Source organism: Streptosporangium sp. LJ11 (assembly GCF_051918945.1).
Lineage (GTDB): Bacteria > Actinomycetota > Actinomycetes > Streptosporangiales > Streptosporangiaceae > Streptosporangium.
In genome coordinates this window covers 146,366-170,868 of record NZ_JBPXMB010000012.1, presented here as the reverse complement: position 1 = coordinate 170,868, position 24,503 = coordinate 146,366, and the positions used below count along the sequence as shown (strand labels likewise).

Sequence of the window (24,503 nt, the reverse complement as noted above, 5' to 3'; positions counted from 1 at the left end):
CGTCGTCGGTGGGTTCGGGCATGGGGGCCTCCCGTGGGCGCGTTCTGCATTACCGGCGGAAGCGGCGATCATCGGTACCGATGACGCCGTGCAGACGCACGCGGCCACGTTGATCATGTGAATTCCCTGGTCAAGCGTCATTCGTGTCTTCGGCCGGGGACCGGTAAACTCCGGTCACCGATCGTTCGGAGATGGGGGCTAGGGTGTCGGCCATCCGGCTGCTGGTGCTCGGGGCCGTCCGCGAACGCGGCCGGGCGCACGGTTACCAGGTGCGCGGAGACCTGGAGAGCTGGGGCGCGCACGAGTGGTCCACGGCCAAGCCCGGCTCGATCTACCACGCGCTCAGGCAGATGGCCAAGCAGGGGCTGCTGCGTGCCCACGAGATGGCGCCGAGCGCCGCGGGCGGACCGCCGCGCGTGGAGTACGAGCTCACCGACGCGGGTGACGCGGAGTTCCTGGACATGTTGCGCAAGGCCCTGGCCAGGCACGACCAGAAGATCGACGAGCTGACGGCCGGGGTGGGCTTCCTCACCTGCCTGCCCAGGGAAGAGGTGGTCGCGCTGCTCAAGAAGCGGCTGGCGGCACTCGACGGCTGGCGGGCGGAGGTCGCCCGCCACTGGACGGCCGACGACGCCGACTCCCGGGACTGGGAGCCGATCGCCGAGATCATGCGACTCTGGACGCACTTCTCCGGCAGCGGCGCCGAGTGGACCCGCGGGCTGATCGAACGCCTGGAAAGGGACGCGCGCGCGTCCTGAGGGAGGCCGTGCCGGTGCCGTCGGCTTCCGGTGGACACGAGTGGACATGGGCGATCGCCGCTACACTCGGCTCCGGCAATAGTAAAATTTGACTACTGCTCATCCGGAGGAGCGAGATGGCCGACGAGACGACCGTGCCGGCACTGCCCTGCCGATCGATCGACGAGATCGAGGAGTTCTACACCGCGCTGGGTTTCACCAGGACCTACCACCAGGTTCGCCCGAACCCGTACCTCGCCCTACGGCGGGAGGACATCCATCTGCACTTCTTCGCCATCCCGGGCTTCAACCCGGAGGACTCCTACGGCACCTGCATCATCACCGTCCCCGATACCGGAGCTCTCTTCAGCGCCTTCGCCGAGGGCATGCGATCCGCGTACGGCAAGCTCCTGATCTCCGGGATCCCCCGGATGACCAGGCCGCGGAAGCGGAAGAACGCCGGCGACCTCGCCGGGTTCACGATCGTCGACCCGGGAGGGAACTGGATCCGGATCTTCCCCGCGGCCGCGGCCGCGGACCGGGAGGAACCTCCGGCGGGCAGGCTCGCCACGGCGGTGCGGAACGCCGTCGTCATGGGCGACTCCCACGGCGATCACCGGCAGGCCGCCAAGATTCTCGACGGCGCGCTGGCGCGAGCCGGGGACGCGCCGAACGCGGACCTCGTCGAAGCGCTCGTCTACCGCGCGGAGATGGCCCTGGCGCTCTCCGACCACGGGCGGGCGGGCGAGCTGCTGGCCCGCGTCCGCGAGATCCCCCTGGACGCCGCGGAGCGGGAACGGCTGGCCGACTCGCTGGCCGGCGCCGACGACATCGAGACGATCCTGTCGGCCGGTTGAGCCTGGCGAGGATTCCGGCGTTCACCAGATCTTCATGCCGTATTGGCAGGGGAAAGGGAGGGCCGCGCCTTTCCGCGCGCCGTGTCGTCGCAGATCAAACGCATCCGATCATGGACCGAGGCAGTATCCGACCAAGCGCGCCCTGACTCGTCGTCAAACCATGACATTTAAGCATTTGTCATGAGTTGAGACGTTCCGTCTGTCGTCCTCTCGCCGTGCCCAGACCCCCCGACTGGCCGAGGTGGAGCGACAGAAGGGGCCACTCGTGAAACGAGTCGTCACCGGGATTTCCGCTGCCCTCACGGCAATTCTCCTCACCGTCTCCCTGACGACGGGAACGGCCTCGGCGACCCCGCCGAACATCCCCTCGGCGGCCACCGCCGCCAGCAGGCTGGCGACGCTCACCGTCGCCCCGGAGACCAACCAGTCCTCCTACGACCGGTCGCTGTTCAACCACTGGATCACCATCAGCGGCGCCTGCAACACCCGCGAGACGGTGCTCAAGAGGGACGGTACGGGAGTGGTCGTCAACTCCAGCTGCGTGCCCACCTCCGGCAGCTGGTACTCCCCGTTCGACGGCGCCACCTGGACCGCCGCGAGCGACGTCGACATCGACCACATGGTGCCGCTCGCCGAGGCGTGGCGCTCGGGCGCCTACGCCTGGACCAGCGCGCAGCGCCAGTCCTACGCCAACGACCTGGGCGGCCCCGAGCTGTGGGCGGTCACCGACGACGTCAACCAGGCCAAGGGCGACCAGGACCCCTCGACGTGGCAGCCGCCGCTGGGAGGCTTCGACTGCACCTACGCCAGGGCGTGGATCCAGGTGAAGTATTACTGGAAGCTGACGCTGCAGAGCTCGGAGAAGAGCGCCCTGCAGGGCATGCTCGCGACCTGCTGAGCGTCTCGTCCCTCTGGTCGGAGGGACGAGACGCCCGCCGTCCGCGTGACGGGGAGATCCCGCGTCGGGTCCCGCGCCCCGGCTCAGGGGTGGGGGCGGGACCCGGGGCCTCCCCGTCACGCGACGGCCGCCGTGAGACCGGCCAGGCCGGTCAGGCCGTACGGCTGGCGGAGACGGAGACGGAGACGGAAACGAAGACGGAGATCACGGGGCCGCGATGGTGTACGTCGCACCCGCCTGGGTCGGGAAGGTGATCACGTTGCCGCCGACGGTGTGGGCCACCGTGCCGCCGCCGACCCGGTCGACCACGATCGTCCGGCCGGGCCAGGGGTGCTGCAGGCGCACCTGGCGGCCCGCCTCGCTGGTGATGTCCACGTAGGTCACGCGACCGCCGGAGAACGCGCTGGAGACGACCAGGGCGCCCTTCTCCCGCAGCTTGACGAAGCTCGCGTTCCTGTTCGACGGCCAGACGGGGAACACCCGCATGACGCCGCCGTCACTTTGCAGCATCAGGTTGTTGACCGCCTCGATCGCCCCGCCCTTCTCGATCCCGTGGTGGGGGGTCGCGGACGGGCAGGTTGGCGTCCAGCTTGGCGCTGATCTGGTTCTTGAGCCTGTCGATCAGGCTCTGCGCCGGACGGCCCACCCGCGATGCCCGGATCGGACAGCCGGCCGGGCGGGTCCTCGACGCCCAGGCCGCGCAGCGCGGAGTCGAGCAGGCCGTCGTCGGTGAGGACGACCTGCCGGATGACGCTGACCACCACCGAGCTCAGCACCACGGGGGTGAAGAACACCCTCCGCGGCGCGACGTGGAGCCGGGTGGGCCGGTCGAGCAGCTGCGCGATGAGCAGGCCGCCCACGTTGGCCGGCACCATCACGATGACGGTCACCACGACGGTGTTCGCCAGCGCCTTGAGGAACTCGGCGTCGCCCAGCGGCTCGGTGTAGTTGCGCAGCCCCACTCGTCTGGTCGGCGGGTTGAACGGGTTGCGGTTGGTCAGGCCGTAGTACGCGGTCATGCCGATCGGCACCAGGACGAACAGCAGGTACGCCAGCAGCCCGGGAAGGGCGAACAGGGCAAGGTGGTGATCCTGCCGCTCACCCGCCGCCGGCCGCGGACGGGGGCGGCCGCGAGGGTCAGGCGGCCGGGGAGGGTGGGCGGTGCGCCGCGTGACGGTGCCGGTGGAGCTCCTCGCGCGGGGATCGGGGGAGTCGGCCCCCGGGACCTGACGGCTCCGGCGCCGTCGTCGCCCCGCCGCCGTCCCCGCGAGGCGAATGTCCAGGCTTCTTCGCCGGCCGCGTGAAAAGCGCGCGGCAGCGCGTACCCGTGCGTGTCGAGCCGGACACGAAGGGTAGTCGTCCTTTGGGGGGATTCCCGCGAGGGCGGATGTGACGACGGCGATTCGTGAGACCAGGTGGAGGGCTTCGGGCATGGAGACGGGAAAGCTCGCGGAGGTATTTCTGGACAGCGCCTACGAATCGGTCGGGCGGGCGCGCCGCGAGACGCACGAGGCCCTCGGGCCGGACCACGTCCTGCTGCCGGACGTCGTCCAGGTGGTCTCGGAACTGCTGGCGAACGCCGTGGAGCACGCCGACCGCGGACTGGTGGGCGACCTGATCGGCCTGACGCTGACCGCCACCCTCGACTCCGTCCACGTCGAGGTCTCCGATCCCGGCTCCGCCTCCCGCGCCCCGCACATCCCGCGGGACCTGCCTCCCGGTGCCAGGCGCGGGCGCGGCCTGCTCATCGTCGACCGGCTCTCCGGCGGGCGCTGGGGGACCCGCGAGCACGGCCCGGGGCTGGGCCGGACGGTGTGGTGCGCCGTTCCCTACGTGCGGCCGGAGCCACCCGCGGCGGAGGAGGAAGAGGCGGAGCGGTTCTCGTCGTGGGCCCTCTCGGCGGCCTGCCGGAACTGAGCCGGAACGTTCCCGCAGGCCGGGGAGCCGGGCCAGGAAGCCGGGCGGGGGAGCCGGGCCGGAGCGGGCCATGCCCGCCCGGGTCCCGGAAGTAGTGATCTACTTTGTAAAAGGCGGGGGTCTCACGCCTGCCCCTTGATCTCCAGACGGAGCAGCGCCTTGGCGATCGGATGGGCGGTCAGCCCGATCTGCCACTCACGGGCGCCCAGCTCGCGCAGCCGGGCGGTCACGGCCTCGTCGTCGATGACCGGGGGAGGCTCCCAGGTCAGCCGGCGTACCGCGTCGGGCTGGATCAGGTTCTCCGCGGGCATGTGGTGCTCGTCGGCGAGCGCGGCCACCACGGCCCTGGCGGCGGCCAGCCGGCGGGCGGCCACCGGGTCGCGGTCCATCCACCGGTTGGCCGGCGGCGGTCCGTCGCCGGGGGTGCTGGGCTGCGGCAGCTCCGCCTCGGGCAGCGAGCGGGCGGTGCCGATCGCGGCCAGCCAGTCGCGCAGATGCCGCCGGGCGCTGCGGCCGGTGAACGGGGGGATGTCGGTGAGCGCCTTGGTGGTGCGGGGCAGCTCCAGCGCGGCCGTGACGATCGCCGAGTCCGGCAGGACCCGGCCGGGGGCGACGTCGGACTCGCGGGCGAGCCCGTCGCGCAGCGTCCACAGCTCCCGTACCACCGCCAGCCCGCGCAGCGAGCGGACCTTGTGGATCCCCGAGGTACGCCGCCACGGGTCGGAGCGCGGGGCGGGGACCTTGTGCGCGAGCACGGCGGCGAACTCCTCACGGGCCCACGCCAGCTTGCCGCTGGAGACCAGCTCCTCGTACAGGACGTCGCGGAGCTCGATCAGCACCTCGACGTCGAGTGCGGCGTAGCGCAGCCAGTCCTCCGGCAGCGGGCGGGTGGACCAGTCGGCGGCCGAGTGGCCCTTCTCCAGCCTGAATCCGAGGACGTTCTCCACCATCAGGCCGAGCCCGACCCGCTCGTAGCCGAGCAACCGGCCGGCCAGCTCGGTGTCGAACAGCTCGCGCGGGTGGAAACCCAGCTCGGCCAGGCACGGCAGGTCCTGGGAGGCCGCGTGCAGCACGATCTCCGCGTCGGCCAGCGCCGCGTCTAGCCCCGACAGGTCGGGGCAGTGGATGGGGTCGATCAGGGCGCTGCCCGCGCCGGCCCGGCGCAGCTGGACCAGGTAGGCGCGGCCACTGTAGCGATAGCCGGAGGCGCGCTCGGCGTCGACGGCGACGGGGCCGGTGCCCTCGGCGAAGGCGCGCACCATGCGTGCGAGAGCGGCCGGGTCCTCGATGACGGGTGGGATTCCCTCGCGAGGTTCCAGCAGCGGGACTACGGTCGTCTCATCGGTCACGTTCTGAAGGGCTCCGGATCTTCGCGACGGCGCGGCGGCAGCGCCGCCACGTCGGGTGGCAGGGGTGGTATGCCCGCGGCAAGGCACATCAGGTCGCACCAGGCGGCGACATGGCCGGAGAGGTCCTCCTGCAGCGGCGACCAGGACGCGCGCAGCTCCAGCTCGGTGGTCACCGGGTCTTCGGCCTTGTTGCCGAAGCCCTCGGAGACCGCCCGGGTGACGGTGCCTCCGGCGGCGGCGTAGCCGGCGTCGTGCGCGTCGAGCGACTCGGTGAGCCAGCTCCACGCGACGGGCCCGAGCAGCGGGTCCTCGGTGATCTCCGGCTCCATGTCGGCCCGCACGTAGGCGACGAGCCGGAACTGGCCGTCCCAGCCACGCTGGCCGTCGGGGTCGAAGAGCACGATGAGGCGGCCGACGGCGAGCTCGTCGTCGTCGCGGTACACCGACGCGCCGATCGCGGCCGAGTAGGGGGCCAGGCGCTGCGGGGCCGGGATGTCCTCCAGCTCGATCTCGGGCCTGACCTCCGCGGGGCGCATGCTCGCCACCGCGCGCCTGAAGGCGGCGGGAGCGGGCGGCGCGTCACCGACGGTCATATCGGAAGCGTAGGTCGAAACTGAGCGCATGGGGACCACTGGGGTATGTGTAGGAGCCATTGGAGCCGATCAAGCCGCTGCCGGAGGCCTGCGGAGGGCGGGGACGACCCCGCCGACGGGAACTCCTGGAAAGAGCGCGCGACCGCGCGTGGCGCCGGCCCGTGCGGTGCGGGGCCGTTCCGGGCTCCCGTCTCGGCCTTGGTCGCCGGAGTGGGGTCGTGGTCGTGGAACCCGTCCGCGGGCGCAGGAGGCACGGTGCTCACCGCGATGTTCGGGTGAACTCCACATGGTGGACATCGCACGGGCCTTTCGTCGGGTCGTGGTCCGACGTTGGCACGTCGCGCCGACATTTCCGCGCAGCGTGCTCGGCGTGTCCCCAAAGTGGTGCGGGAATCGATGCCGCGCGGTGAGTTGGCGAACATTTGGACCAGCCGGGGGCCGGGCCAGGATCGCCGATGGGAGGAACTGTACCCGGAAACATGATCGCTTCGCTCCGCGCGACGGCACTTGTCGCGTACCAACATCGGATTTCAGTGGACGAAGCTCTCAAAACCGGTAAGACACGATCATTGTCATCACTTGGTCGTGCCTGGGTGGTGTGAGGTGGGATCTCATTGGATAGTCGGTGATTTCGTATCGACCTCACCGGTCGGCGGCCTTGGTGAGCCGACCGGTCCCCCGACGTGGCACCCTGGTGGGGTGACTTCCGAGCCCGCCGACTCCGCTTTCCTGCGCGCCTGCCGCCGCCGGCCCGTCTCCCACACCCCGGTGTGGTTCATGCGCCAGGCAGGGCGCTCGCTGCCCGAGTACCGGGCGCTCCGCGAGGGGGTGCCGATGCTCACGGCCTGCGCCACCCCCGAGCTGGTCGTGGAGATCACGATGCAGCCGGTCCGCCGCTACGGCGTGGACGCGGCCATCCTCTTCAGCGACATCGTCGTGCCGCTCAAGGCGATCGGCGTCGACCTCGACATCAAGCCCGGCGTCGGGCCGGTGGTGGCCGCGCCGATCAGGGACGCCGAGGCGGCCAGGGCGCTGCGCCCGATCGAGCCGGACGACGTCTCCTACGTCACCGAGGCCGTCCAGGCGCTGACGAAGGAGCTGGGCGCGACCCCCCTGATCGGTTTCGCGGGAGCGCCGTTCACGCTGGCGTCCTACCTCATCGAGGGCGGCCCCTCCAAGAACCACGACCACACCAAGGCCATGATGTACGGCGAGCCGGAGCTGTGGCACGCCCTCATGGACCGGCTGACCGAGATCACCCTGGGCTTCCTGCGCGTGCAGCTCGCGGCCGGGGCCTCCGCCGTCCAGCTCTTCGACTCCTGGGTGGGGGCGGTCTCGCCCGACGACTACCGCGAGTTCGTCCTCCCCTACACCAGCCGGATCTTCGCGGGCCTGGCCGGCCTGGACGTCCCGCGCATCCACTTCGGCGTCGGCACCGGCGAGCTGCTCGGCCTGCTCGGCGAGGCGGGGGCCGACGTCGTGGGCGTCGACTGGCGGGTCCCGCTCGACGAGGCCGCCCCGCGGGTCGGTCCTGGCAAGGCGCTGCAGGGCAACCTGGACCCGGCGATCCTGCTCGCCCCGTGGGAGGTCGTGGAGCGCCGCGCGGGCGACATCCTCGCCCGCGCGTCCAAGATCGAGGGTCATGTGTTCAACCTGGGGCACGGAGTGCTGCCCGGCACCGATCCCGACCAGCTGGCCCGCCTCACCGACTTCGTCCACGAGGCCTCGGCCCGCTGACCGTCCCGCTCGCCGAGGCCCGCTCACCGGGGTTCGTCCGCCGGGGTTCGTTCGCCCGGCCCCGTTCCCCGGAGGCGTTCACCCGGGGGTGTCGTTCCTTCGCGGGCTCATGGGGACGGGCCCCTCGTCGTCCTCCACCCTGTCATCGCCGTCGTCGACCTCCCTCTCCCTGTCCTCGACCGGCGCGGGGTCCGGGTCCGCCGGCGCGGGAGCGAGCGGCCTGTCGCCCCGCCCGCCGCGGCGCAGGCGCAGCAGGAAGGCCAGCACCAGCCAGACCAGGCCGATCAGGACCAGCCAGGGGAGCAGCACGCCCAGCAGCGTCAGGCCGATCTTGACGGCGGCGACGAAGGCGCTCCACCCCGTTTCCAGGCCGCCGAAGAAGCCGGACGGCTCGTCGTCCTCCTCCTGGACCACCGCCGCCGGGCCGACCAGGTTCAGCGTCAGCGTCGCCATGCTCGTCTGCGAGGCGAGGGTCCTCTGCCTGGCCTGCAGTGACTCCAGCTCGCTCTCGCGGTTGGAGACCTCCCGCTCCACGTCGAGCACCTCGCCGATGGTGTTGGCCCGCTTCAGCAGCGTGCGCAGCGAGTCGAGCGCGGCCTTGGCCGACTTCAGCCGGCTCTCCACGTCGGCCATCTGCTCGGTGACGTCCTTGGTGTTCTGCTGCAGCGACTCGCGCGTGCCCAGGTCCTTGCCCAGGCGGTCGAGCGTTCCCGGGTAGTTCCCCGGGGGGATCTTGAAGACCAGCGTCGCGGAGCCCTCGCCGTTGGAGTGGGCGTCCGACCTCTCCCTGGCCAGGTAGCCGCCCGCGGTGGTGACGATCTGCCGGGCGCGGTCCGCCGCGGCGGTGACGTCCTTGGCCCTCACCGTCATCTCCGCGGTGTAGACGATCGCCCGGTCCTCCGGGACCACCTTCACCTGGGCGGTGTTCTGGGAGTCGGACTGGGACGCCGGGGACACCGGGGACGCGGAGGACGCGGCGGCATCCCTGGCGGCAGACTCCCCCTCGGGAGCCCGCATGTCGGAGTCGGCGGCGGGTGCCGCGGCGCCGGACGTGCTCTGTAACTCGCCGCCACCGCAGGCGGACACCAACAGCGCCAGGCCCACCAGGGGGACCGCCAGGCGCGGGCCGTACCGGAATCTGCTCATGAACATCATGACGGCGGGCGCGGCGGAGGGGTTCGGCGAAGGGCAGTCACGATGGCGTCACGTTCTCCGCGCCGTCGGGTCACGGGGGCGCCGGGCGGGATGCGCGGGCGGGCGGGGGGACCGATACGGTCGGGTCATGGAAGGCAAGCGGAGGCATGTGGTGGTCGTCGGCGGCGGGATCGCCGGACTGGCCGCCGCGTGGCACCTGCGGCGGCACGGCGAGCACCTCAGGGTGACCGTCCTCGACGGTGCCTCGCGGATCGGCGGCAAGCTCCACGCCACCGAGGTGGCGGGTGTCGCGATGGACGCGGGGGCCGAGGCGATGCTCGCCCGGCGGCCCGAGGGCAAGGAACTGGCCAGGCTGGCCGGGCTGGGCGAGGAGCTGAGGCTCCCCGGCACCACCAAGGCGGGCATCCTGACCAGGGGCGTGCTGCGGCCCATGCCGGAGGGGCACGTCATGGGCGTCCCCTCCGACGTCCTCGCGCTGGCCAGGTCGGGCGTCCTGAGCCCGGCGGGCCTGGCCCGGGTGCCGCTGGACCACGTCCTGCCGGCCACGCGCGTCACCAACGACGTGTCGGTGGCGGCGTACATCCGGGCGAGGATGGGCGAGGAGGTGGTCGACCGGCTCGTCGAGCCGCTGCTCGGCGGCGTCTACGCGGGCAGGGCCGAGCGGCTCTCGCTGGACGCGACCATGCCGAGGATCGCCATCGCGGCCAGGTCCGAGCGGTCGCTGCTCACCGCGGCCAGGGAGATCGCCGCCGACGCCCCCAAGGACGCCGGACCCGTCTTCACCACCCTGAGCAGGGGGATGGGCAGCCTGCCCGAGGCCGTCGCCGCCGCCTCGGGGGCCGAGATCAGGACCGGTGTCACGGTCCGGGAGCTGCGCAGGACCGAGGACGGCTGGCTGCTGGTCACCGGCCCCGTCCCCGCGCCTGAGACCGTCGAGGCCGACGCGGTTATCGTCGCCGTTCCGGCCCCCGCGGCGAGCCGCCTGCTCGCCGCGGAGGTGCCCCGGGCCGCCGCCGAACTGGCCAGGATCGAGTACGCCAGCATGGCCATCGTCACCCTCGCCTATCCGCGCGAGGCGTTCCCCAAACCGCCGACCGGCAGCGGCTACCTGGTCCCGGCCGTCGACGGGCGCCCGATCAAGGCCGCCACGTTCAGCTCGGTCAAGTGGCCGCACCTGGCGGAGAGCGACCCCAACCTGGTCCTGCTGCGCTGCTCGATCGGCAGGATCGGCGAGGAGGCCGTGCTCCAGCGCGACGACGCGGAACTGGTCGCGCTGGCGATGGCCGAGATGGTCGAGGTCATGGGCGTGCGCGGGCTGCCCCGCGACTCCCGGGTGACCCGCTGGGGAGGCTCCCTGCCGCAGTACGAGGTGGGCCACCTCGACCGGGTGGCCCGCATCCGGGCCGCCGCGGCCGACCAGCCGGGCCTGGCCCTGTGCGGTGCCGCCTACGACGGCCTCGGCATCCCCGCCTGCGTCGCCACCGCCCGCACCGCGGCGGCCCGGATTCTCGACCACCTGGACCCCGCGGGAGAATGGCAGGACAGCACCGATTCGTTGACAAAGGGGTGACGATGACGGACGGGAACCCGCGGCCCAAGGCGCGCGACCTGAACCAGGTGATCCGCTACACGATGTGGTCGGTCTTCAGGATGAAGGAGCACTGCCCGGGACACCGCGAGGGCATGGCCGCCGAGGTCGAGGAGCTCATGGCCCAGATGGGGCGCAAGGACGTGGTCACCCGCGGCCTGTACGACGTGGCGGGCTTCCGCGCCGACGCCGACTTCATGTTCTGGTGGCACGCCCCGACGGCCGAGGACCTGCAGGAGACCTACTCGCGCTTCCGCCGCACCGGCCTGGGGCAGCTGGCCGAGCCGGTCTGGTCGGCGATGGCGCTGCACCGCCCGGCCGAGTTCAACAAGTCACACATCCCGGCCTTCCTGGCCGAGGAGGAGCCACGGGCGTACGTGAGCGTCTACCCGTTCGTGCGCTCCCTGGAGTGGTACCTGCTGGACGACGCAGACCGCCGCCGGATGCTCGCCGAGCACGGCAGGATGGCCCGCGACTATCCCGACGTGCGGGCCAACACCGTCGCCTGCTTCTCGCTGAACGACTACGAGTGGATGCTGGCGTTCGAGGCCGACGAGCTGCACCGCATCGTCGACCTGATGCGCGTCCTGCGCGGCGCCGAGGCCCGGCGGCACACCCGCGAGGAGATCCCCTTCTACACCGGGGTCCGCAAGCCCCCGAGCGAGCTGATCGCGGCACTGCCTTGACGCGCTCCCCGGCCTGAAGGCCGGGGATTCAGCCTGTGCCGCGTCAAGCGGCACCTCTGAGGCTTCCTGCGCAGGCTTCGCGCGTTCCCGCGCCACCGCCGGGTCCGGCCCGGCGAAGGCGCGGTTTCCGCGAGCCTCGCGAAAGCCGTGAGTCCCGCGGACTCCGCGGATTCTGGGGGTTCGGCGGGTTCTGGGAGGTTCGGGAGTTCCGCCAGGTGAAGGATGTGTCTCCTGGGACGACCCCGCGAAAAATAATCCCGTGAAGGTCTCTTTACCGCTCCTTGGCTTTGTCATACTCGGGGAAAATCACCTGTCTATGTGAGGCCAAGGGTGAAAAGGGGCGAAGGTCTGGCACGATCCAGGCGGCGTGCTCGGGGGCGCCGGAGGAAGAAGTCTCGCTCGCACGTTCTCGAGGTCTCGGTGGCCGTCGTCGCCTTCGCGGTGGGGGCCCTCGCGGTGAGCGGGTGGTTCTCCGGTGGGGCGGCCCCCGCGGGCGGGACGGCTCGGGCGCCGGTTCCCGGCGGCGTGGCCGCCATGGCGCCCCCCGGGGCCCCGGCGGCCGGCACGGTGGTCGCCGCCGATGTGGACGGGAAGGGTGAGGGGAGCGAGGAGACGGCCGAGAAGCGGGCCAAGGCCGAGAAGAAACGCCAGAAGGACAGGGAGACCGAGGCGTCGGGGCCTTCCAGGCACACCGACAAGAAGGCGGTGGCCTACTTCGAGAGCCGTAAGGTGACCAAGCGGATCAAGGACATCCGCATGGTCGGCGGCTATCTGCGGATATATACAGACTTGCCGGAGACGGCGGACAACTCGAAGCAGGCGATCAAGCTCTGCGAGGCGGGCGTCGACTATCTCGTCGGAGAGCTCGGCATGCCCAGCCCCGTCGTCTTCGTCCAGGCCGAGTTCGGGGAGAACGGCAACCCGGTCCTGGCCAACGTCCTCGGCCCCGACGACGCCGACTGCCGCCTCACCTACCCGAGTCCGCGATAGTCGACGCGGGGGGCGCCGGGGTCACCCGGACCCTGGTCCTGCCGCAGATCGAGCAGCGCTGGGTGACCACCCGGCCGATGGTCTCGATGATCTCCCATCTGTGGCGGAGATGCACGGGAGCTCCTTAGGTGAACACGCTACGGATGTGTCCGAGCACTACGCGTCATCTCGCTCTGCCCCTCCTGGAGGCGATTAACCTCCGGACGGAGCGAGGCGGCCGTCCGAGCGCGGGAAGGCCCCGCCGGAGGTCGGTCCGGCGGGGCCTTCCACAGGTGAGCCGGTAGCCTACTCGACGGGCTCCAGCCTCAGCGAGATGGAGTTGATGCAGTAGCGGTCGTCGGTGGGCGTCCCATAGCCCTCGCCGTGGAACACGTGGCCGAGGTGCGAGTCGCAGGTCGCGCACCTGACCTCGACGCGGGTCATGCCCATCGAGCGGTCCTCGATCAGCGTCACGGCCTCGGACTTCGACGGCTCGTAGAAGCTGGGCCAGCCGCAATGACTGTCGAATTTGGTATCGGACCGGAACAGTTCGGTGCCGCAGGCCCGGCAGCTGTAGACGCCCACTGTCTTGGTGTCGACGTACTCGCCGGTGAAGGGACGCTCGGTCCCCGCCTGGCGGAGCACGCGGAACTCCTCGGGAGAGAGCTGGACGCGCCATTCGGCGTCGCTCTTTACCACCTTGTCCATTCCACCAGCCTATGCGGTCGCCGAAGCGGGCGGAGGGGCGAGTCCCGGCGTCGGGCGCCTGGCACGTACGCCCGGCTGATACGCCCGGAAAAAATCTTGATAGGCGAAGCATCCTTTGATGACCGTTTTGGCGTCTTTAATGGTGTGGAGGGTGGTTCACCTTCCCGTTGAGGGGTGAAATCATCTGCCGGTCGTCCGCGTACCGCGGATCGGCCACAATGCCGCCGTCCGGGTGGCGCGCCAGCGCCCGGACACCGGTGGGTACGGCAGGTGATTGTGCGGTCCGTCCCGTCGAGTGCCCGGTCCCGCCGCCGTGGCGGCTCCGGGGCGGACCTACCCGTTCTCAGGCGGTTCCCGTCCCGCCGCGACGGCCCGGTTTTCGGCTGGTCTACGGTTGGTCCCGACCGGCGGGCGGACGCCCGCGCCTCCCCTCACCCAGGACGGGCTCCCTTGAGCGACCGCGACCACGACCACGACCACGATGCGGCCCCCGTCGACCCCCGCCCGGCCGGCCGTTCCCACATCGGGGTCAGCTGCAGCTTCGTCTGTCACGACGGCGAGGGCCGGATCCTCCTGCACCTGCGTGGTCCCGGGGCGAGGGACAGCCGTGAGGTGTGGGACTCGGGGGCGGGCGAGCTCGGGTTCGGCGAGGACTTCGAGGAGTGCGTCCGGCGCGAGGTCGGCGAGGAGTTCGGCGCCACCGCCCTGGACGTGGTCCAGGTGGGGGTGGCCAACGTGAGGCGGACCTCGGGCGGGCTGCTGACGCACTGGGTGTCCGTCCAGTTCGCGGTGCTGGTCGATCCGCGGGAGGTCACGCCGTCGGAGCCTGACCGCATCGGGAACCTGACCTGGTTCGGTGAGGGAGAGCTGCCGACCGGCCTTCACCCCGCGCTGCCGGGCCTCCTCGCCCGCGCGGCCCCCCACCTCGGCTGGTCGGCCGCGCACGCCTGACCGGGTACGTGCCCGGGGGCCTCACCCCGCCGATGACGGCGCCGCGGAAGCCTCCTCGCCCGCCACGGGGTCCGGCCGTGCGCGGAAGCCTCCCGGACGCGCCTGCCCGGCGGGGGCCGCGGGAGCCGGGCGGGCGGCGGAGGCGGAGCCGGAGGTCAGCCCTGGCGGCGCCGCCCGAGGGTGAACGACATGTTCACGCTGACGATCCCGACCCACATGAGCACCAGGATGAACCCGAGGAGCGAGTCGCCCAGGCCGGAGTAGGACACCGCGATCGTCCCCGGCACCCCGAGCCCGAGGGAGATGATCGCCAGGGCCAGCCGCTGCCCGGCGTCCACGGAGGGGCGGACCCCGGGGCTCTCCGTGCGTGCGCGGGCGGCGAGCCGGTCGTCCACCCGCTTGTCGATCTCCTGGTCCACCTTCTCCAGGAAACCCTCGACGAGGGAGTCTTCGTATTCCGGCCCGAGGTGCCGGCGGGCCTCGAGCGAGGCGCGCAGTTCGTCACCGGAGGAAGAGGTTCGAGGCATATTCGAGATATATCGTTTCTTTGTCGGGATGTCCATACGAACGGCGTCACGACCCCTCGCGCCGCCGGACGTACCGCGTGAAGAGGAACCCCTCGTCCTCCAGGACGTGGGCCAGGCGCAGGCGCGCGAGCGAGGACGGGCCGTCGAGGACCCTGGCGGCGTCCCCGCCGATCAGCACCGGGCTCACCGTGAGGCAGAGCTCGTCGACCAGGTCCGCGGCGGCCAGCTGGGCGTTGACCTTCGGGCCGCCCTCGCACAGCACCCGGGTCAGGCCGCGCTCGGCGAGCTCCCGCATCGCCAGCGCCGGATCCACCCGCTCGTCCCCGGCCACGATCACGTCGGCGTGCCTGGCGGCCTCCTCGCGACGCTCCCTGGGCGCGGCCTCGCAGGTGATGACGATCGTCCGGGCGTACGGCTCCGCCTCGGCGAACAGCGGGCCCGACAGGTCGAGGTCGAGCCCGCGGGTGATCACCGCCACCGGGGGGACGGCCGGGCGGCCCTCGCGCAGCCCTCGCCACGACGGCCTGACCCGCGCCGGGCCGTACCCCTCGGCCCGTACGGTCGCCGCCCCGGCCACGATGACGTCGGCCAGCCCGCGCAGCACCCAGAAGACGTGGCGGTCGCCCCTGCCGGACAGCTCGCCCGACAATCCCTTCAGCCAGGTCCCGCCGTCGGCGCTGGCGACCATGTTGATCCGGAGACAGGGACCGGCCGGGTAGGCGTAGGCCCGCGCGAGGTCGACCTCGGCAGAGGTCTCGGGATGGATGAGGCGCATCGCCCTACCTTCGCACGAAGGCGATCTGTGAGCTTTCCCGGCATGGTCGATAACGGTTGTGACGGCTTGTAGTGACTTCGGACGGCTCCCGATACATGATTCATCCTTGGAGACACGGGGAGGGCTGTGTGGGGCTTGTCGCGATCGTGACATGGTTGATCACCGCGATGGTCGGGATCTACCTGCTGTACCTGTGGCTCTCCGGGGGAGGGCTGCGCCAGCAGGCGACCAAGGTCACTCGGTTTCCGACATTGCTGATCTTCGCTCATCCGGTCCTGGCGGTCTCCGCCCTGGCCTGCTGGGTCGTCCACGTGCTCACCCTGGATCCGCTCTTCGCCTGGTTGTCGTTCGGCGTGCTCTCGGCCTCCGCGCTGCTGGGCTTCACGATGTTCACCCGCTGGCTGGGCGGTGGCCGCCACGCCCGCGGTGCCGAGCAGCGCTTTCCCATGGTCGCCGTCCTGCTGCACGGCGCCGTGGGGGTGGTGACCTTCGTGCTCGTCCTGCTCACCGCCGCGGTCGCGTCCGGCGCCTGAGAGGCCTCAAGGGCGCCCAAGGGACCTTCGAGGGCACCCAGGAGACCTGGAAAGACGCCTGAAAGGCCTCAAGCCGCCAAGGGATCGAGAAGGATCCCAGGACGCGCGAGAGGCCTCGAAGCGCTCTACAGGCGCGCGCAGCGCAGGATCCGCACCGAGCGCGCGGTCACCTCCACCGAGGCCTCGGCCGGCCACGACTCCTCGGCGAAGGGGGCCTCGGCCGGCCCGTCGTCCGCGGTGTCCAGCACGCGCTGCCACCGCTTGCCGTACTTCGCCTCGGGAAGGTTGAAGGACATGTCCTCGTGGTGGGCGTTGATCAGGAGCAGGAAGGAGTCGTCCGTGATCCGCTCGCCGCGCGTGCCCGGTTCGGTGATGGCGTCGCCGTTCAGGAAGACGGTCAGCGACTTGGCGTAGCCGGTGTGCCAGTCGCCGGCCGACATCTCCTCGCCGGCCGGGGTGAGCCAGACGATGTCGCGGGTCCCGTCGTCGGCCTTGTGGCCGTGGAAGAAACGGCGCCGCTGGAAGACGGGGTGCTCGCGCCGCAGCTTGGACAGGCCCCTGACGAAGTCGAGGAGCTCCCCCTCGGTGTTGACCAGCGACCAGTCGATCCAGGAGATCTCGTTGTCCTGGCAGTAGGCGTTGTTGTTGCCGCGCTGGGTCCTGCCGAACTCGTCGCCGGCCAGCAACATCGGCACGCCCTGGGAGATGAACAGGGTGACCAGGAGGTTGCGGCGCTGGCGCCGGCGCAGGCTCACGATCTCCGGGTCCTCCACCGGGCCCTCGGCGCCGCAGTTCCACGACCGGTTGTCGTCGGTGCCGTCGCGGTTGTTCTCCTTGTTGGCCTCGTTGTGCTTGCGGTCGTAGGAGACCAGGTCGGTCAGGGTGAACCCGTCGTGGCAGGTGACGAAGTTGATGGAGGCCACCGGGCGGCGCCCCGAGATGGCGTACAGGTCGGCGGACCCGGTCAGCCGGGAGGCGAACTCCGGCAGCGCGGACCCGCTCCCGCGCCAGAAGTCGCGCACGCTGTCGCGGTACTTGCCGTTCCACTCCATCCACAGCGGGGGGAAGTTGCCCACCTGGTAGCCGCCGGGCCCCACGTCCCACGGTTCGGCGATCAGCTTCACCTGGGAGATCACCGGGTCCTGCTGGATCAGGTCGAAGAAGGCGCTCAGCCGGTCGACGTCGTGCAGCTCGCGGGCGAGGGCGGAGGCCAGGTCGAACCTGAAGCCGTCCACGTGCATCTCCAGCACCCAGTAGCGCAGCGAGTCCATGATCAGCTGGAGGGCGTGCGGCGAGCGGACGTTGAGGGAGTTCCCGCAGCCGGTGTAGTCGAGGTAGTAGCGCCGGTCGCCGTCGTGCAGGCGGTAGTACGACCGGTTGTCGATGCCGCGGAAACCCAGCGTGGGCCCCATGTGGTCACCCTCGGCGGTGTGGTTGTAGACCACGTCGAGGATGACCTCGATCCCCGCCTCGTGCAGCGCCCGCACCATCGCCTTGAACTCCAGCACCTGCTCGCCGCGCTGGCCCGAGCCGGAGTAGGCGGCGTGCGGGGCCAGGTAGGCGATCGTGTTGTAGCCCCAGTAGTTGGTCAGCCCCCGGGCGACCATCGCGTGCTCGGGCACGTACTGGTGCACCGGCATCAGCTCCACCGCGGTGACGCCCAGGCTCAGCAGGTGGTCGATGACCGCCGGGTGGCCCAGCCCCGCGTAGGTGCCGCGCTGCTCCTCGGGCACCGCGGGATGGCGCATCGTGAGCCCGCGCACGTGCGCCTCGTAGATCACGGTCTGGTGGTACGGGGTCCGGGGCGACCTGTCGTTGCCCCACTCGAAGAACGGATTGATCACCACGTTCTTCGGCATGAAGGGGGCGGTGTCCTCGTCGTTGCGGGTGCCGGGATCGGTGAACTGGTACGAGAACATCGCCTCGTTCCACTTCAGGTCACCCTCGACGGCCTTGGCGTAGGGATCGAGGAGCAGCTTGGAGGGGTTGCACCGGTGCCCCTGGGAAGGGTTGTAGGGGCCGTGGACGCGGTAGCCGTACCGCTGCCCCGGCATGATCCCCGGGACGTAGCCGTGCCAGACGAACCCGTCGACCTCGGTCAGCTCGACACGCTCCTCACGGCCGTCGTCTCCGAAAAGGCAGAGTTCGACACGCTCCGCTACCTCGGAGAACAGTGAGAAGTTGGCACCCACGCCATCCCAGGTGGCGCCGAGCGGATAGGACTCTCCCGGCCAGACTGCGCGCATGTGACCCCGTTCTCCTCTGGTCCGGCTCCCTTGTGCAGGCTGTATCTCGCCCCTGTCACTTTAAGGTGGTATTGAGGAGTTTCGTATCCGGGGTATGGAGTGCTTTCCGTACCTACCCTTTTCCGTGCACGCCGTGCGACCACGCGTGACCGGAGGGGTACGCGTGGCCGCGAAGGCGTCGTGGCCGGCCCGCCGCCGGCCACCCTCGGTGACCGGTTCGAGGCGACCGTCCACTCCGGGCACCCCACCCGTGGTGAGCGCCCGGAGGGACGGTTCGACCGCGGTCAGCCCGATCGCGGAGGCAGGGCCGCGATCAGCTCAGCAGCTCGGCGTTGAGGCTGATCGTCGTGCCCGAGAGGGCCTTGCTCACCGGGCAGTTCGCCTTGGCGGTCTCGGCCGCCTCCTGGAACTGCTCGGCCGTCAGGCCGGGAACCTGGGCGCGGACCGAGATGACGATCCCGGTGATGCCCTCGCCCGGCTGGAAGGTCACGTCCGCCTTCGTCTCCACGGTCTGGGGCGGGGTGCCGGCCTGGGCCAGCCCGTGGGAGAGAGCCATCGAGAAGCACGAGGAGTGGGCGGCCGCGATGAGCTCCTCCGGGGAGGTCTTGCCGTTGGCCTGCTCGGCGCGCGAGGGCCAGGACACGTCGAACGTGCCCACCCCGGAGGAGTCGAGGGAGACGCTGCCCGAACCGTCGAGCAGCGCGCCCTTCCACTGAGTCGTCGCGGTACGTGTCGTCGCCATGGCGATTGTCCTTTCGATCATGAACCGTTGGCCATGACCGACCCTACTCGGCGCCGTGACCCGGCCGTGTCCCGGAGCACCCGTTGCGCCGGAACCCGGAGGGCCGGAGTTCAGAACGAGGCGCGCTCGACGAGGACGTCCAGGTCCAGGCCGGTGGGCAGGGTGCCGAAGGCGCGGCCCGCGTCGCCGGACAGGCGGGAGACGCAGAAGGCGTCGGCCACGGCCGCGGGGGCCAGCCGGACGAGCAGGGAGCCCTGCAGCACCAGCGCCATGTCCTCGGCGACGCGCCGGGCCCGGATCTCGAGGTCGGTGGTGTCGTCCAGGGACTTGCGCAGGCGGTCGGCGGCGGCGTCCAGGTGCCGGTCGGCTCCGGCGGCGAGCGCGACCTCGGCGAAGAACGCCTCCTGGGCCTCGGGCTCGCGGCCCAGGGCGCGCAGCACGTCCAGCGCCGCGACGTTCCCCGACCCCTCCCAGATGCCGTTCAGCGGCGATTCGCGGAACAACCGCGGCATCTGGGACTCCTCGACGTAGCCGTTGCCCCCCAGGCACTCCAGCGCCTCCGCCGCGTGGACCGGGGCGCGCTTGCAGACCCAGTACTTGCTCACGGCCAGCGCGGTGCGGCGCAGCGCGGCCTCGGCCTGGTCGCCGGCGATGGCCCGGTCGGTGGCCCCGGCCAGCCGCGTCATCAGGACGGTCGCCGCCTCCGACTCCAGGGCCAGGTCGGCCAGGACGTTGCGCATCAGCGGCTGGTCGGCGAGCTTCCTGCCGAACGCGCCGCGGTTCCCGGCGTGGTGGACGGCCTGCGTGACGCCGTACCTCATGCCGGCCGCGGAGCCGATCACGCAGTCCAGCCGGGTCATGTTCACCATCTCCAGGATGGTCCGCAGCCCCCGGCCCTCCTCGCCCACCAGCCAGGCCGTCGCGCCGTGGTACTCCACCTCGGCGCTGGCGTTGGACCTGTTGCCCAGCTTGTCCTTCAGCCGCATCAGATGGACGGCGTTGCGGGTCCCGTCGGGAAGGACGCGGGGGAGCAGGAAGCACGACAGCCCGCCGGGGGCCTGGGCGAGGACCAGGAACACGTCGCACATCGGGGCGGAGTTGAACCACTTGTGGCCGGTCAGGACGTAGCTCCCGTCGCCCTGCGGTTCGGCGCGGGTGGTGCCCGCGCGCACGTCGGAGCCGCCCTGCTTCTCGGTCATCGCCATCCCGGCGAGCACGCCGCGCTTGCCGAGCGGCGGGCGCAGCCCGAAGTCGTAGCTGCGGGCGGCGAGCAGGGGCTCCCAGTCCGCGGCGAGCGCCGGGCTGTGGCGCAGCGCGGCGATCGAGGCGTAGGTCATCGAGATCGGGCAGCCGTGCCCGGCCTCGACCTGGCCCCAGACGTAGAACTTGGCGGCGCGGGCCACGTGCGCGCCCGGCCTGGCGCTCGACCACGGGGTGGCGTGCATGCCGTTGTCGACGGCGACGGTCATCAGCTCGTGCCAGGCGGGGTGGAACTCCACCTCGTCGATCCGCCGCCCGTACCGGTCGTGGGTACGCAGGACGGGCGGGTGCTCGTTCGCCAGCCGCCCCCAGTCCTGGGCCTGCTCGGAACCGGCGAGGAGGCCGAGCCGGCGCAGTTCCCCGGTGGCCCACCCCGCGCCCTCGCGGGCCACGCCCTCCATCAGGGCGGCGTCGGCGGACACGTCGTGCCCGGTGAGCGGATGAGCCTGGTTGAAGACGTCATGGGTCACGTGCGGCCTCCGGTGAATCATCCGGCTCGTCGCCGGCTTCTGTGCCTATCTCAACACCCTTCCGGAGGGGGAGCGCCCTTTATTGGGGTCTATATCCGATTTTCGTCCATAGTTGGACACCGGCCTCCGGAAGTTCACCCCGGCGTACGCGGGACGGGCCCGTCCGCGCCCCGACGACGCCGGGGCGGGGACCGGGCCCGAGTGCGGAGCGGCCGGCTCGCGGGTCAGGGGTTCTTGACCAGATCGCGGATGTAGTCGTCGTCCTCGTCGCTCTCGGCGAGCACGCGGTCGGCGCCCCGCTGGGCCCGCGCGTCGCCCCGGGTGGCCAGGCCGCGCGTGGCCTCGGCGACCGTGTTCAGGTCCTCGTCGTCGAGCCTGGCGGCCAGCGCGTCGCGGATCCGCTCGCTGTCCTGCGGGGCCTCCGACAGGCCCGCCAGGCCCATGGTGGCCCAGTCGCGCACCTCCGCGTCGGGGTCCTCCGTCATGGCGATGAGCAGCGCGAGCCCCTCGGCGTCGCCCGGAGGCAGGACGGCGGCCAGCGCGGCGGGGTCGGCCTGCGTGCGGGTCCAGCCGTCGGCGTTGATGATCTCCAGCACCTCGGGCAGGGCGCGCGGGTCGGCGTGGTGGCCGAGCGCGCCGAGCACCGAGCGCAGCACCCGCTCGTCGCCCTCGGTGGCCGCCATCCGGCGCAGGATCGGCAGCGCCTCCTCCAGGTAGGGCTTCTCGTCGCCGGTGAACCCGAACTGGGCGAGCACGTCGACGGCGAACTCCCGCTTGCGCGGATCCTCGTTGGAGCACAGCCGCGCCGCCGCGTCGAAGGTCTCCCCGTCACCGCGCCCGCTCAGCGAGCTCGCCACGGTCCACCAGGTCTCGGCCTCCTCGTCGATGTCCCGGTAGGGCATCGCCCGCTCGACCAGCTCGTCGAACGGCAGCCGCTCGCCCGTGGCGTCCTCCAGCAGGGTGGCGACGGCCGCGTGCCCGCGCTGGCAGGTGAGCTCGGCCAGGCGGGTCCCGTCGGGGCCCACCGCCGCGACGGTCACCAGGTCGGTGCCGTCCTTCGCCCTGCTGCGGCCCACGACGAACTGCGAGTCCTCGGGGACCTGCTCGGTGAGCTGCTCCAGGAGCGCGCTCTCCAGCTGGGTGCCCAGCCAGTCGTAGGCGATGGACAGCGGCGTGTCGCCGTCGCCGTCGGGCCGGTCGGCCTCGGCGCCCGCCTGCAGCAGCGCCTGCACGACACCCAGGGCGCCGCGCCGGGTGGCCAGGGTGAGCGCGGTGTCGCCGGTCTCGTTGGAGTCCTCGGGGTCCGCCCCGGCGGCGAGCAACGCGTGGAGCGCGTCGGCCCGTCCGTTGGCGGCGGCCCAGAGCAGGGCGGTCCACCCGCCGGCCTCCCGCCCCGACACGTCGGCACCGGCGGCCAGCAGCGCCTCCAGGGCCTCGACACGGTCCAGGGCGGCGGCGGCCGACAGGGGCAGCCCTCCGTCCTCACCACCGCTGATCCGGTTGGGATCGGCTCCGTGGGCCAGCAGCGCGCGCACGACGGCCACGCGGCCCCGGTTCGATGCCAGGTAAAGGGCGGTGGGCTCTTCCGCGCCGTCGGGGTCGGCGCTCGTGCCGCCCTGCAGCAGCCGCTCGGCCCGCTCGGCGTCGTTGGCCGCCACCGCGTCCAGAAGTTCTCGGTACATGCCTCCGGATCATATGGCGTGCCTCCCCGGCTCGGCCGTACGCCGGCCTCGCGCCCGGCGACGAGGCGTCATCCGATGTGTTTATCGGGCTTCCTCCTTCCGAGGGATCCTCTATGGGGCCAACTCGCGATATGTTGTGAGTTATGAATGATCCCGGGGAAATGCGGGTCTCGGACGCGGAGCGGGAAGCCGCCGTGGAGTCGTTGCGGGTCGCCTCCGTCGAGGGCCGTCTGACCCTCGGGGAGCTGACCGAGCGCACCGAGGCGGCCTACACCGCCCGCACCCAGGCCGAGCTGGCGGTGGTCACCTCCGACCTGCCCGGCGGCCACCCGGTGCCCGCGCCCGCCTACTCCCCGCCCCCGGCGGAGCGGAGCGGCCAGGCGCGGCGCTGGTTCGTCGCGGTGATGGGCAGCTCCAAGCGGCGCGGTTCGTGGCGGATCGACAAGCCGCTGGGCGCCGTCGCCGTGATGGGCGACGTCGTGCTGGACCTGCGCCAGGCCGAGGTCCGCACCGGGGGAGTGGTCGACATCATGGCCACCGCGGTCATGGGCGACGTGAAGATCATCGTTCCGGACGGGGTGGACGTCGAGCTCGACGGCATCGCCGTCATGGGGGACAAGAAGGTCCAGGTCATCGAGGCGCCCCCGGGCACGAACGCGCCGCTCGTCAGGGTCAGGGCCTACGTCCTCATGGGAGACGTCAAGGTGGTCGGGGACGCCAAGGCCAAGCCCCTCAAGAAGGCGTGGGCCGCCTGGCGGGAGCAGTGGAACGAGCTGCGCGGCGAGCTCACCGGCGAGTCGGGGCCCTACCAGGTCGGACCGGGCTCCCACCAGATCCACCCCTCCCACCAGGAGTGGTCGCGGCACCCGCACCCGTGGCCTCCGGCGCCGCCCCAGCCCCCGCAGCCGCCCCGCCACTGAACGCGGCCCCGCTCTCGCCGCCCGCACGGGGACTCCGAGCCTTCGGCGGGTGAGCTCCGGGACACGTGCAACGTCCGAGGATCCCCGAGGCGTAGTGATCGGTGACACACACCGACAGTGAGGATCCCCGATGCGAGATCGGGCTGACTTCGAGCACTACGTGGAGCAGCGCTCGGCCCGCCTGTTACGGGCCGCATACCTGCTGTGCCGCGACCGGGGCACGGCGGAGGACCTGTTGCAGACGGCCCTGGCCAAGGCGTGGCTCGCCTGGCGGAGGGTGGGCGACGATCCGGACCCGTACGTCTACCGCATCCTGGTCAACACCCACGCCACCTGGTGGCGGCGCAGGTGGCGCGGAGAGGTGCCGAGCGCGGTCCTCCCCGAGGCGCCGGACGGCGACACGGTGGACGCCGTGGTGACGCGAGAGGCGGTCCGGCAGGTCCTGGCCGGACTTCCCGGCAGGCAGCGGGCCGTGATCGTCGCCGGCGTCCACCGGCGCGTCCGCGCGATCAGGCGTCGCCGCCGCTGGGTGGCGGGCGGCGCGGTCGCGGTGGCCCTCAACACACCCGCGGGCGGCGTCACGGACGACCTGGACGTCTGGACCGGCGTCATGGCCAGACCGTCCCCCACCGTCCCGACGACGTCACAGCCGCTGGGCGGACCATACCCCGGGGACGAGGTCGCGAGCGGCGGCTACAGGACCGGCGGGACGCGCGAGAGACTCCGGATCGAATCCGGGAGCGAGCTGCTGGGGGTGACCGTCCACTGCTCCGGGCCGCTGCGGCGAGCGATCGTCTGGATCGGCGACGGCCCTCCCCGACGGCACCTCTGCGGAACCGGTCCCGACGGATACCCCATGACGATCTTCAGGGAGACCCCGGGCGGCCAGGCGATCCGAGGTGGGGATCGCCTGGCCGGGGGGCGGTTCGTGTCCGCGGTCGTACTGCCCGGCGAGGTCGACAGGGCCGGCCGGACGGCCGGTGAACTCGTCGAGGAGATGGACGGCTTCTTCGAGGGATGGGAGGAGCAACTCGCCGAAGCGAAGTCCTTCCCTCTCGATTGGGCGCTCTCGGTGCGGGAGATGATCCCCTCGGTCTGCCGGGACAACGTACGCCAGCTGGATCCGCGCACCGGAGAGATGGTCCGCCTGACCTGCGAGGGCGGAACCACACCGCCGGGCGGTCCCTGAGATCCGCGCGGCTC

25 protein-coding genes are annotated in these 24,503 nt (G+C 71.6%); 12 read left to right on the top strand and 13 right to left on the bottom strand.

Annotated features, from left to right (window positions below; translation table 11 throughout):
* Positions 1-191 precede the first annotated feature (191 nt).
* The 3 genes from ACTOQ3_RS19470 to ACTOQ3_RS19460 all read left to right on the top strand — a co-directional run bounded on the left by ACTOQ3_RS19470 (position 192) and on the right by ACTOQ3_RS19460 (position 2,492).
* Positions 192-758: a PadR family transcriptional regulator gene (locus ACTOQ3_RS19470; protein ID WP_440084786.1), complete on the top strand. Its 567-nt coding sequence runs from the start codon at positions 192-194 to the stop codon at positions 756-758.
* A 116-nt stretch (positions 759-874) separates the two neighbouring features.
* Complete coding sequence (locus ACTOQ3_RS19465; RefSeq protein WP_440084785.1) at positions 875-1,594, top strand: VOC family protein; 720 nt, start codon at positions 875-877, stop codon at positions 1,592-1,594.
* A gap of 265 nt (positions 1,595-1,859) precedes the next feature.
* Positions 1,860-2,492 (top strand): HNH endonuclease family protein, encoded by a 633-nt coding sequence (locus ACTOQ3_RS19460; protein WP_440084784.1) that lies wholly within the window; start codon positions 1,860-1,862, stop codon positions 2,490-2,492.
* 204 nt (positions 2,493-2,696) lie between these two features.
* On the opposite strand, the gene ACTOQ3_RS19455 is transcribed toward ACTOQ3_RS19460, so the two are convergent.
* Both ACTOQ3_RS19455 and ACTOQ3_RS19450 read right to left on the bottom strand, forming a co-directional pair.
* On the bottom strand, positions 2,697-3,002 hold the full coding sequence (locus ACTOQ3_RS19455) for a glycoside hydrolase family 95-like protein (protein WP_440084783.1): 306 nt from the start codon (positions 3,000-3,002) through the stop codon (positions 2,697-2,699).
* Positions 3,002-3,523: a hypothetical protein gene (locus tag ACTOQ3_RS19450; protein WP_440084782.1), complete on the bottom strand. Its 522-nt coding sequence runs from the start codon at positions 3,521-3,523 to the stop codon at positions 3,002-3,004. The genes ACTOQ3_RS19455 and ACTOQ3_RS19450 overlap by 1 nt, the downstream gene beginning before the upstream one ends.
* Positions 3,524-3,923: 400 nt before the next feature.
* On the opposite strand from ACTOQ3_RS19450, the gene ACTOQ3_RS19445 reads away from it, so the two are divergent.
* Positions 3,924-4,409, top strand: a complete 486-nt coding sequence (locus ACTOQ3_RS19445; protein ID WP_440084781.1) for an ATP-binding protein — start codon at positions 3,924-3,926, stop codon at positions 4,407-4,409.
* Positions 4,410-4,531: 122 nt separating this feature from the next.
* Here the strand turns inward: ACTOQ3_RS19445 and ACTOQ3_RS19440 are convergent, their stop codons facing one another.
* Positions 4,532-5,758: an HRDC domain-containing protein gene (locus tag ACTOQ3_RS19440; RefSeq protein ID WP_440084780.1), complete on the bottom strand. Its 1,227-nt coding sequence runs from the start codon at positions 5,756-5,758 to the stop codon at positions 4,532-4,534.
* Positions 5,755-6,351, bottom strand: coding sequence for a DUF3000 domain-containing protein (locus ACTOQ3_RS19435; RefSeq protein WP_362681124.1), 597 nt, complete (start codon positions 6,349-6,351; stop codon positions 5,755-5,757). The genes ACTOQ3_RS19440 and ACTOQ3_RS19435 overlap by 4 nt, the downstream gene beginning before the upstream one ends.
* Before the next feature lie 699 nt (positions 6,352-7,050).
* Here ACTOQ3_RS19435 and hemE point away from each other — a divergent pair.
* Positions 7,051-8,088, top strand: coding sequence for a uroporphyrinogen decarboxylase (gene hemE, locus ACTOQ3_RS19430; RefSeq protein ID WP_440084779.1), 1,038 nt, complete (start codon positions 7,051-7,053; stop codon positions 8,086-8,088).
* Between the two features lie 78 nt (positions 8,089-8,166).
* Here hemE and ACTOQ3_RS19425 read toward each other — a convergent pair whose 3' ends face one another.
* Positions 8,167-9,234, bottom strand: coding sequence for a DUF4349 domain-containing protein (locus tag ACTOQ3_RS19425; protein ID WP_440084778.1), 1,068 nt, complete (start codon positions 9,232-9,234; stop codon positions 8,167-8,169).
* Between the two features lie 136 nt (positions 9,235-9,370).
* Between ACTOQ3_RS19425 and hemG the strand changes: the two genes are divergently transcribed.
* The 3 genes from hemG (at position 9,371) to ACTOQ3_RS19410 (ending at position 12,507) form a co-directional block, all read left to right on the top strand.
* Entirely contained in the window at positions 9,371-10,813 is a 1,443-nt protein-coding gene (hemG, locus tag ACTOQ3_RS19420; RefSeq protein ID WP_440084777.1) for a protoporphyrinogen oxidase, read from the top strand.
* Between the two features lie 2 nt (positions 10,814-10,815).
* Positions 10,816-11,517, top strand: coding sequence for a hydrogen peroxide-dependent heme synthase (hemQ, locus tag ACTOQ3_RS19415; protein WP_440084776.1), 702 nt, complete (start codon positions 10,816-10,818; stop codon positions 11,515-11,517).
* 420 nt (positions 11,518-11,937) lie between these two features.
* A complete protein-coding gene (locus tag ACTOQ3_RS19410; protein WP_440084775.1) occupies positions 11,938-12,507 on the top strand; it encodes a hypothetical protein in 570 nt (189 codons plus the stop codon).
* On the opposite strand, the gene ACTOQ3_RS19405 is transcribed toward ACTOQ3_RS19410, so the two are convergent.
* Positions 12,485-12,622, bottom strand: coding sequence for a hypothetical protein (locus ACTOQ3_RS19405; protein WP_440084774.1), 138 nt, complete (start codon positions 12,620-12,622; stop codon positions 12,485-12,487). The genes ACTOQ3_RS19410 and ACTOQ3_RS19405 overlap by 23 nt on opposite strands.
* 170 nt (positions 12,623-12,792) lie before the next feature.
* Complete coding sequence (msrB, locus tag ACTOQ3_RS19400) at positions 12,793-13,194, bottom strand: peptide-methionine (R)-S-oxide reductase MsrB (protein ID WP_440064253.1); 402 nt, start codon at positions 13,192-13,194, stop codon at positions 12,793-12,795.
* Positions 13,195-13,644: 450 nt separating this feature from the next.
* Between msrB and ACTOQ3_RS19395 the strand changes: the two genes are divergently transcribed.
* Entirely contained in the window at positions 13,645-14,145 is a 501-nt protein-coding gene (locus ACTOQ3_RS19395; RefSeq protein ID WP_440084773.1) for an NUDIX hydrolase, read from the top strand.
* 155 nt (positions 14,146-14,300) lie between these two features.
* Here the strand turns inward: ACTOQ3_RS19395 and ACTOQ3_RS19390 are convergent, their stop codons facing one another.
* Both ACTOQ3_RS19390 and ACTOQ3_RS19385 read right to left on the bottom strand, forming a co-directional pair.
* Positions 14,301-14,672 carry a hypothetical protein gene (locus ACTOQ3_RS19390; RefSeq protein WP_440084772.1) on the bottom strand — a complete coding sequence of 124 codons (372 nt, stop codon included), beginning with the start codon at positions 14,670-14,672 and terminating at the stop codon, positions 14,301-14,303.
* Between the two features lie 46 nt (positions 14,673-14,718).
* Positions 14,719-15,447, bottom strand: a complete 729-nt coding sequence (locus ACTOQ3_RS19385) for a pyrimidine reductase family protein (protein WP_440084771.1) — start codon at positions 15,445-15,447, stop codon at positions 14,719-14,721.
* 128 nt (positions 15,448-15,575) lie between these two features.
* On the opposite strand from ACTOQ3_RS19385, the gene ACTOQ3_RS19380 reads away from it, so the two are divergent.
* On the top strand, positions 15,576-15,980 hold the full coding sequence (locus tag ACTOQ3_RS19380) for a hypothetical protein (RefSeq protein WP_440084770.1): 405 nt from the start codon (positions 15,576-15,578) through the stop codon (positions 15,978-15,980).
* Positions 15,981-16,105: 125 nt separating this feature from the next.
* On the opposite strand, the gene glgX is transcribed toward ACTOQ3_RS19380, so the two are convergent.
* From glgX to ACTOQ3_RS19360, 4 genes are all read right to left on the bottom strand, one after another.
* Positions 16,106-18,226 (bottom strand): glycogen debranching protein GlgX, encoded by a 2,121-nt coding sequence (gene glgX, locus ACTOQ3_RS19375; RefSeq protein ID WP_440084769.1) that lies wholly within the window; start codon positions 18,224-18,226, stop codon positions 16,106-16,108.
* Positions 18,227-18,539: 313 nt separating this feature from the next.
* Positions 18,540-18,968 (bottom strand): OsmC family protein, encoded by a 429-nt coding sequence (locus tag ACTOQ3_RS19370; protein WP_329083919.1) that lies wholly within the window; start codon positions 18,966-18,968, stop codon positions 18,540-18,542.
* Positions 18,969-19,078: 110 nt separating this feature from the next.
* A complete protein-coding gene (locus ACTOQ3_RS19365; RefSeq protein ID WP_440084768.1) occupies positions 19,079-20,719 on the bottom strand; it encodes an isovaleryl-CoA dehydrogenase in 1,641 nt (546 codons plus the stop codon).
* 203 nt (positions 20,720-20,922) lie between these two features.
* Positions 20,923-22,380 carry an ankyrin repeat domain-containing protein gene (locus ACTOQ3_RS19360; RefSeq protein WP_440084767.1) on the bottom strand — a complete coding sequence of 486 codons (1,458 nt, stop codon included), beginning with the start codon at positions 22,378-22,380 and terminating at the stop codon, positions 20,923-20,925.
* A gap of 143 nt (positions 22,381-22,523) precedes the next feature.
* Here ACTOQ3_RS19360 and ACTOQ3_RS19355 point away from each other — a divergent pair, with 143 nt between their 5' ends.
* Together ACTOQ3_RS19355 and ACTOQ3_RS19350 are read left to right on the top strand one after the other, a co-directional pair.
* On the top strand, positions 22,524-23,300 hold the full coding sequence (locus tag ACTOQ3_RS19355) for a DUF1707 SHOCT-like domain-containing protein (protein ID WP_440084766.1): 777 nt from the start codon (positions 22,524-22,526) through the stop codon (positions 23,298-23,300).
* 130 nt (positions 23,301-23,430) lie between these two features.
* Positions 23,431-24,489, top strand: a complete 1,059-nt coding sequence (locus ACTOQ3_RS19350; protein WP_440084765.1) for a SigE family RNA polymerase sigma factor — start codon at positions 23,431-23,433, stop codon at positions 24,487-24,489.
* Positions 24,490-24,503: the final 14 nt, after the last annotated feature.

What these genes read in the sequence shown, in the direction of transcription:
- ACTOQ3_RS19470 (WP_440084786.1), top strand. Translation starts at nt 192, where the DNA reads ATGGGGGCTAGGGTGTCGGCCATCCGGCTGCTGGTGCTCGGGGCCGTC.
- ACTOQ3_RS19465 (WP_440084785.1), top strand. Translation starts at nt 875, where the DNA reads ATGGCCGACGAGACGACCGTGCCGGCACTGCCCTGCCGATCGATCGAC.
- ACTOQ3_RS19455 (WP_440084783.1), bottom strand. Translation starts at nt 3,002, where the DNA reads ATGCTGCAAAGTGACGGCGGCGTCATGCGGGTGTTCCCCGTCTGGCCG.
- ACTOQ3_RS19445 (WP_440084781.1), top strand. Translation starts at nt 3,924, where the DNA reads ATGGAGACGGGAAAGCTCGCGGAGGTATTTCTGGACAGCGCCTACGAA.
- ACTOQ3_RS19435 (WP_362681124.1), bottom strand. Translation starts at nt 6,351, where the DNA reads ATGACCGTCGGTGACGCGCCGCCCGCTCCCGCCGCCTTCAGGCGCGCG.
- ACTOQ3_RS19425 (WP_440084778.1), bottom strand. Translation starts at nt 9,234, where the DNA reads ATGAGCAGATTCCGGTACGGCCCGCGCCTGGCGGTCCCCCTGGTGGGC.
- hemG (WP_440084777.1), top strand. Translation starts at nt 9,371, where the DNA reads ATGGAAGGCAAGCGGAGGCATGTGGTGGTCGTCGGCGGCGGGATCGCC.
- hemQ (WP_440084776.1), top strand. Translation starts at nt 10,816, where the DNA reads ATGACGGACGGGAACCCGCGGCCCAAGGCGCGCGACCTGAACCAGGTG.
- msrB (WP_440064253.1), bottom strand. Translation starts at nt 13,194, where the DNA reads ATGGACAAGGTGGTAAAGAGCGACGCCGAATGGCGCGTCCAGCTCTCT.
- ACTOQ3_RS19390 (WP_440084772.1), bottom strand. Translation starts at nt 14,672, where the DNA reads ATGCCTCGAACCTCTTCCTCCGGTGACGAACTGCGCGCCTCGCTCGAG.
- ACTOQ3_RS19385 (WP_440084771.1), bottom strand. Translation starts at nt 15,447, where the DNA reads ATGCGCCTCATCCATCCCGAGACCTCTGCCGAGGTCGACCTCGCGCGG.
- glgX (WP_440084769.1), bottom strand. Translation starts at nt 18,226, where the DNA reads ATGCGCGCAGTCTGGCCGGGAGAGTCCTATCCGCTCGGCGCCACCTGG.
- ACTOQ3_RS19370 (WP_329083919.1), bottom strand. Translation starts at nt 18,968, where the DNA reads ATGGCGACGACACGTACCGCGACGACTCAGTGGAAGGGCGCGCTGCTC.
- ACTOQ3_RS19365 (WP_440084768.1), bottom strand. Translation starts at nt 20,719, where the DNA reads ATGATTCACCGGAGGCCGCACGTGACCCATGACGTCTTCAACCAGGCT.
- ACTOQ3_RS19360 (WP_440084767.1), bottom strand. Translation starts at nt 22,380, where the DNA reads ATGTACCGAGAACTTCTGGACGCGGTGGCGGCCAACGACGCCGAGCGG.
- ACTOQ3_RS19355 (WP_440084766.1), top strand. Translation starts at nt 22,524, where the DNA reads ATGAATGATCCCGGGGAAATGCGGGTCTCGGACGCGGAGCGGGAAGCC.
- ACTOQ3_RS19350 (WP_440084765.1), top strand. Translation starts at nt 23,431, where the DNA reads ATGCGAGATCGGGCTGACTTCGAGCACTACGTGGAGCAGCGCTCGGCC.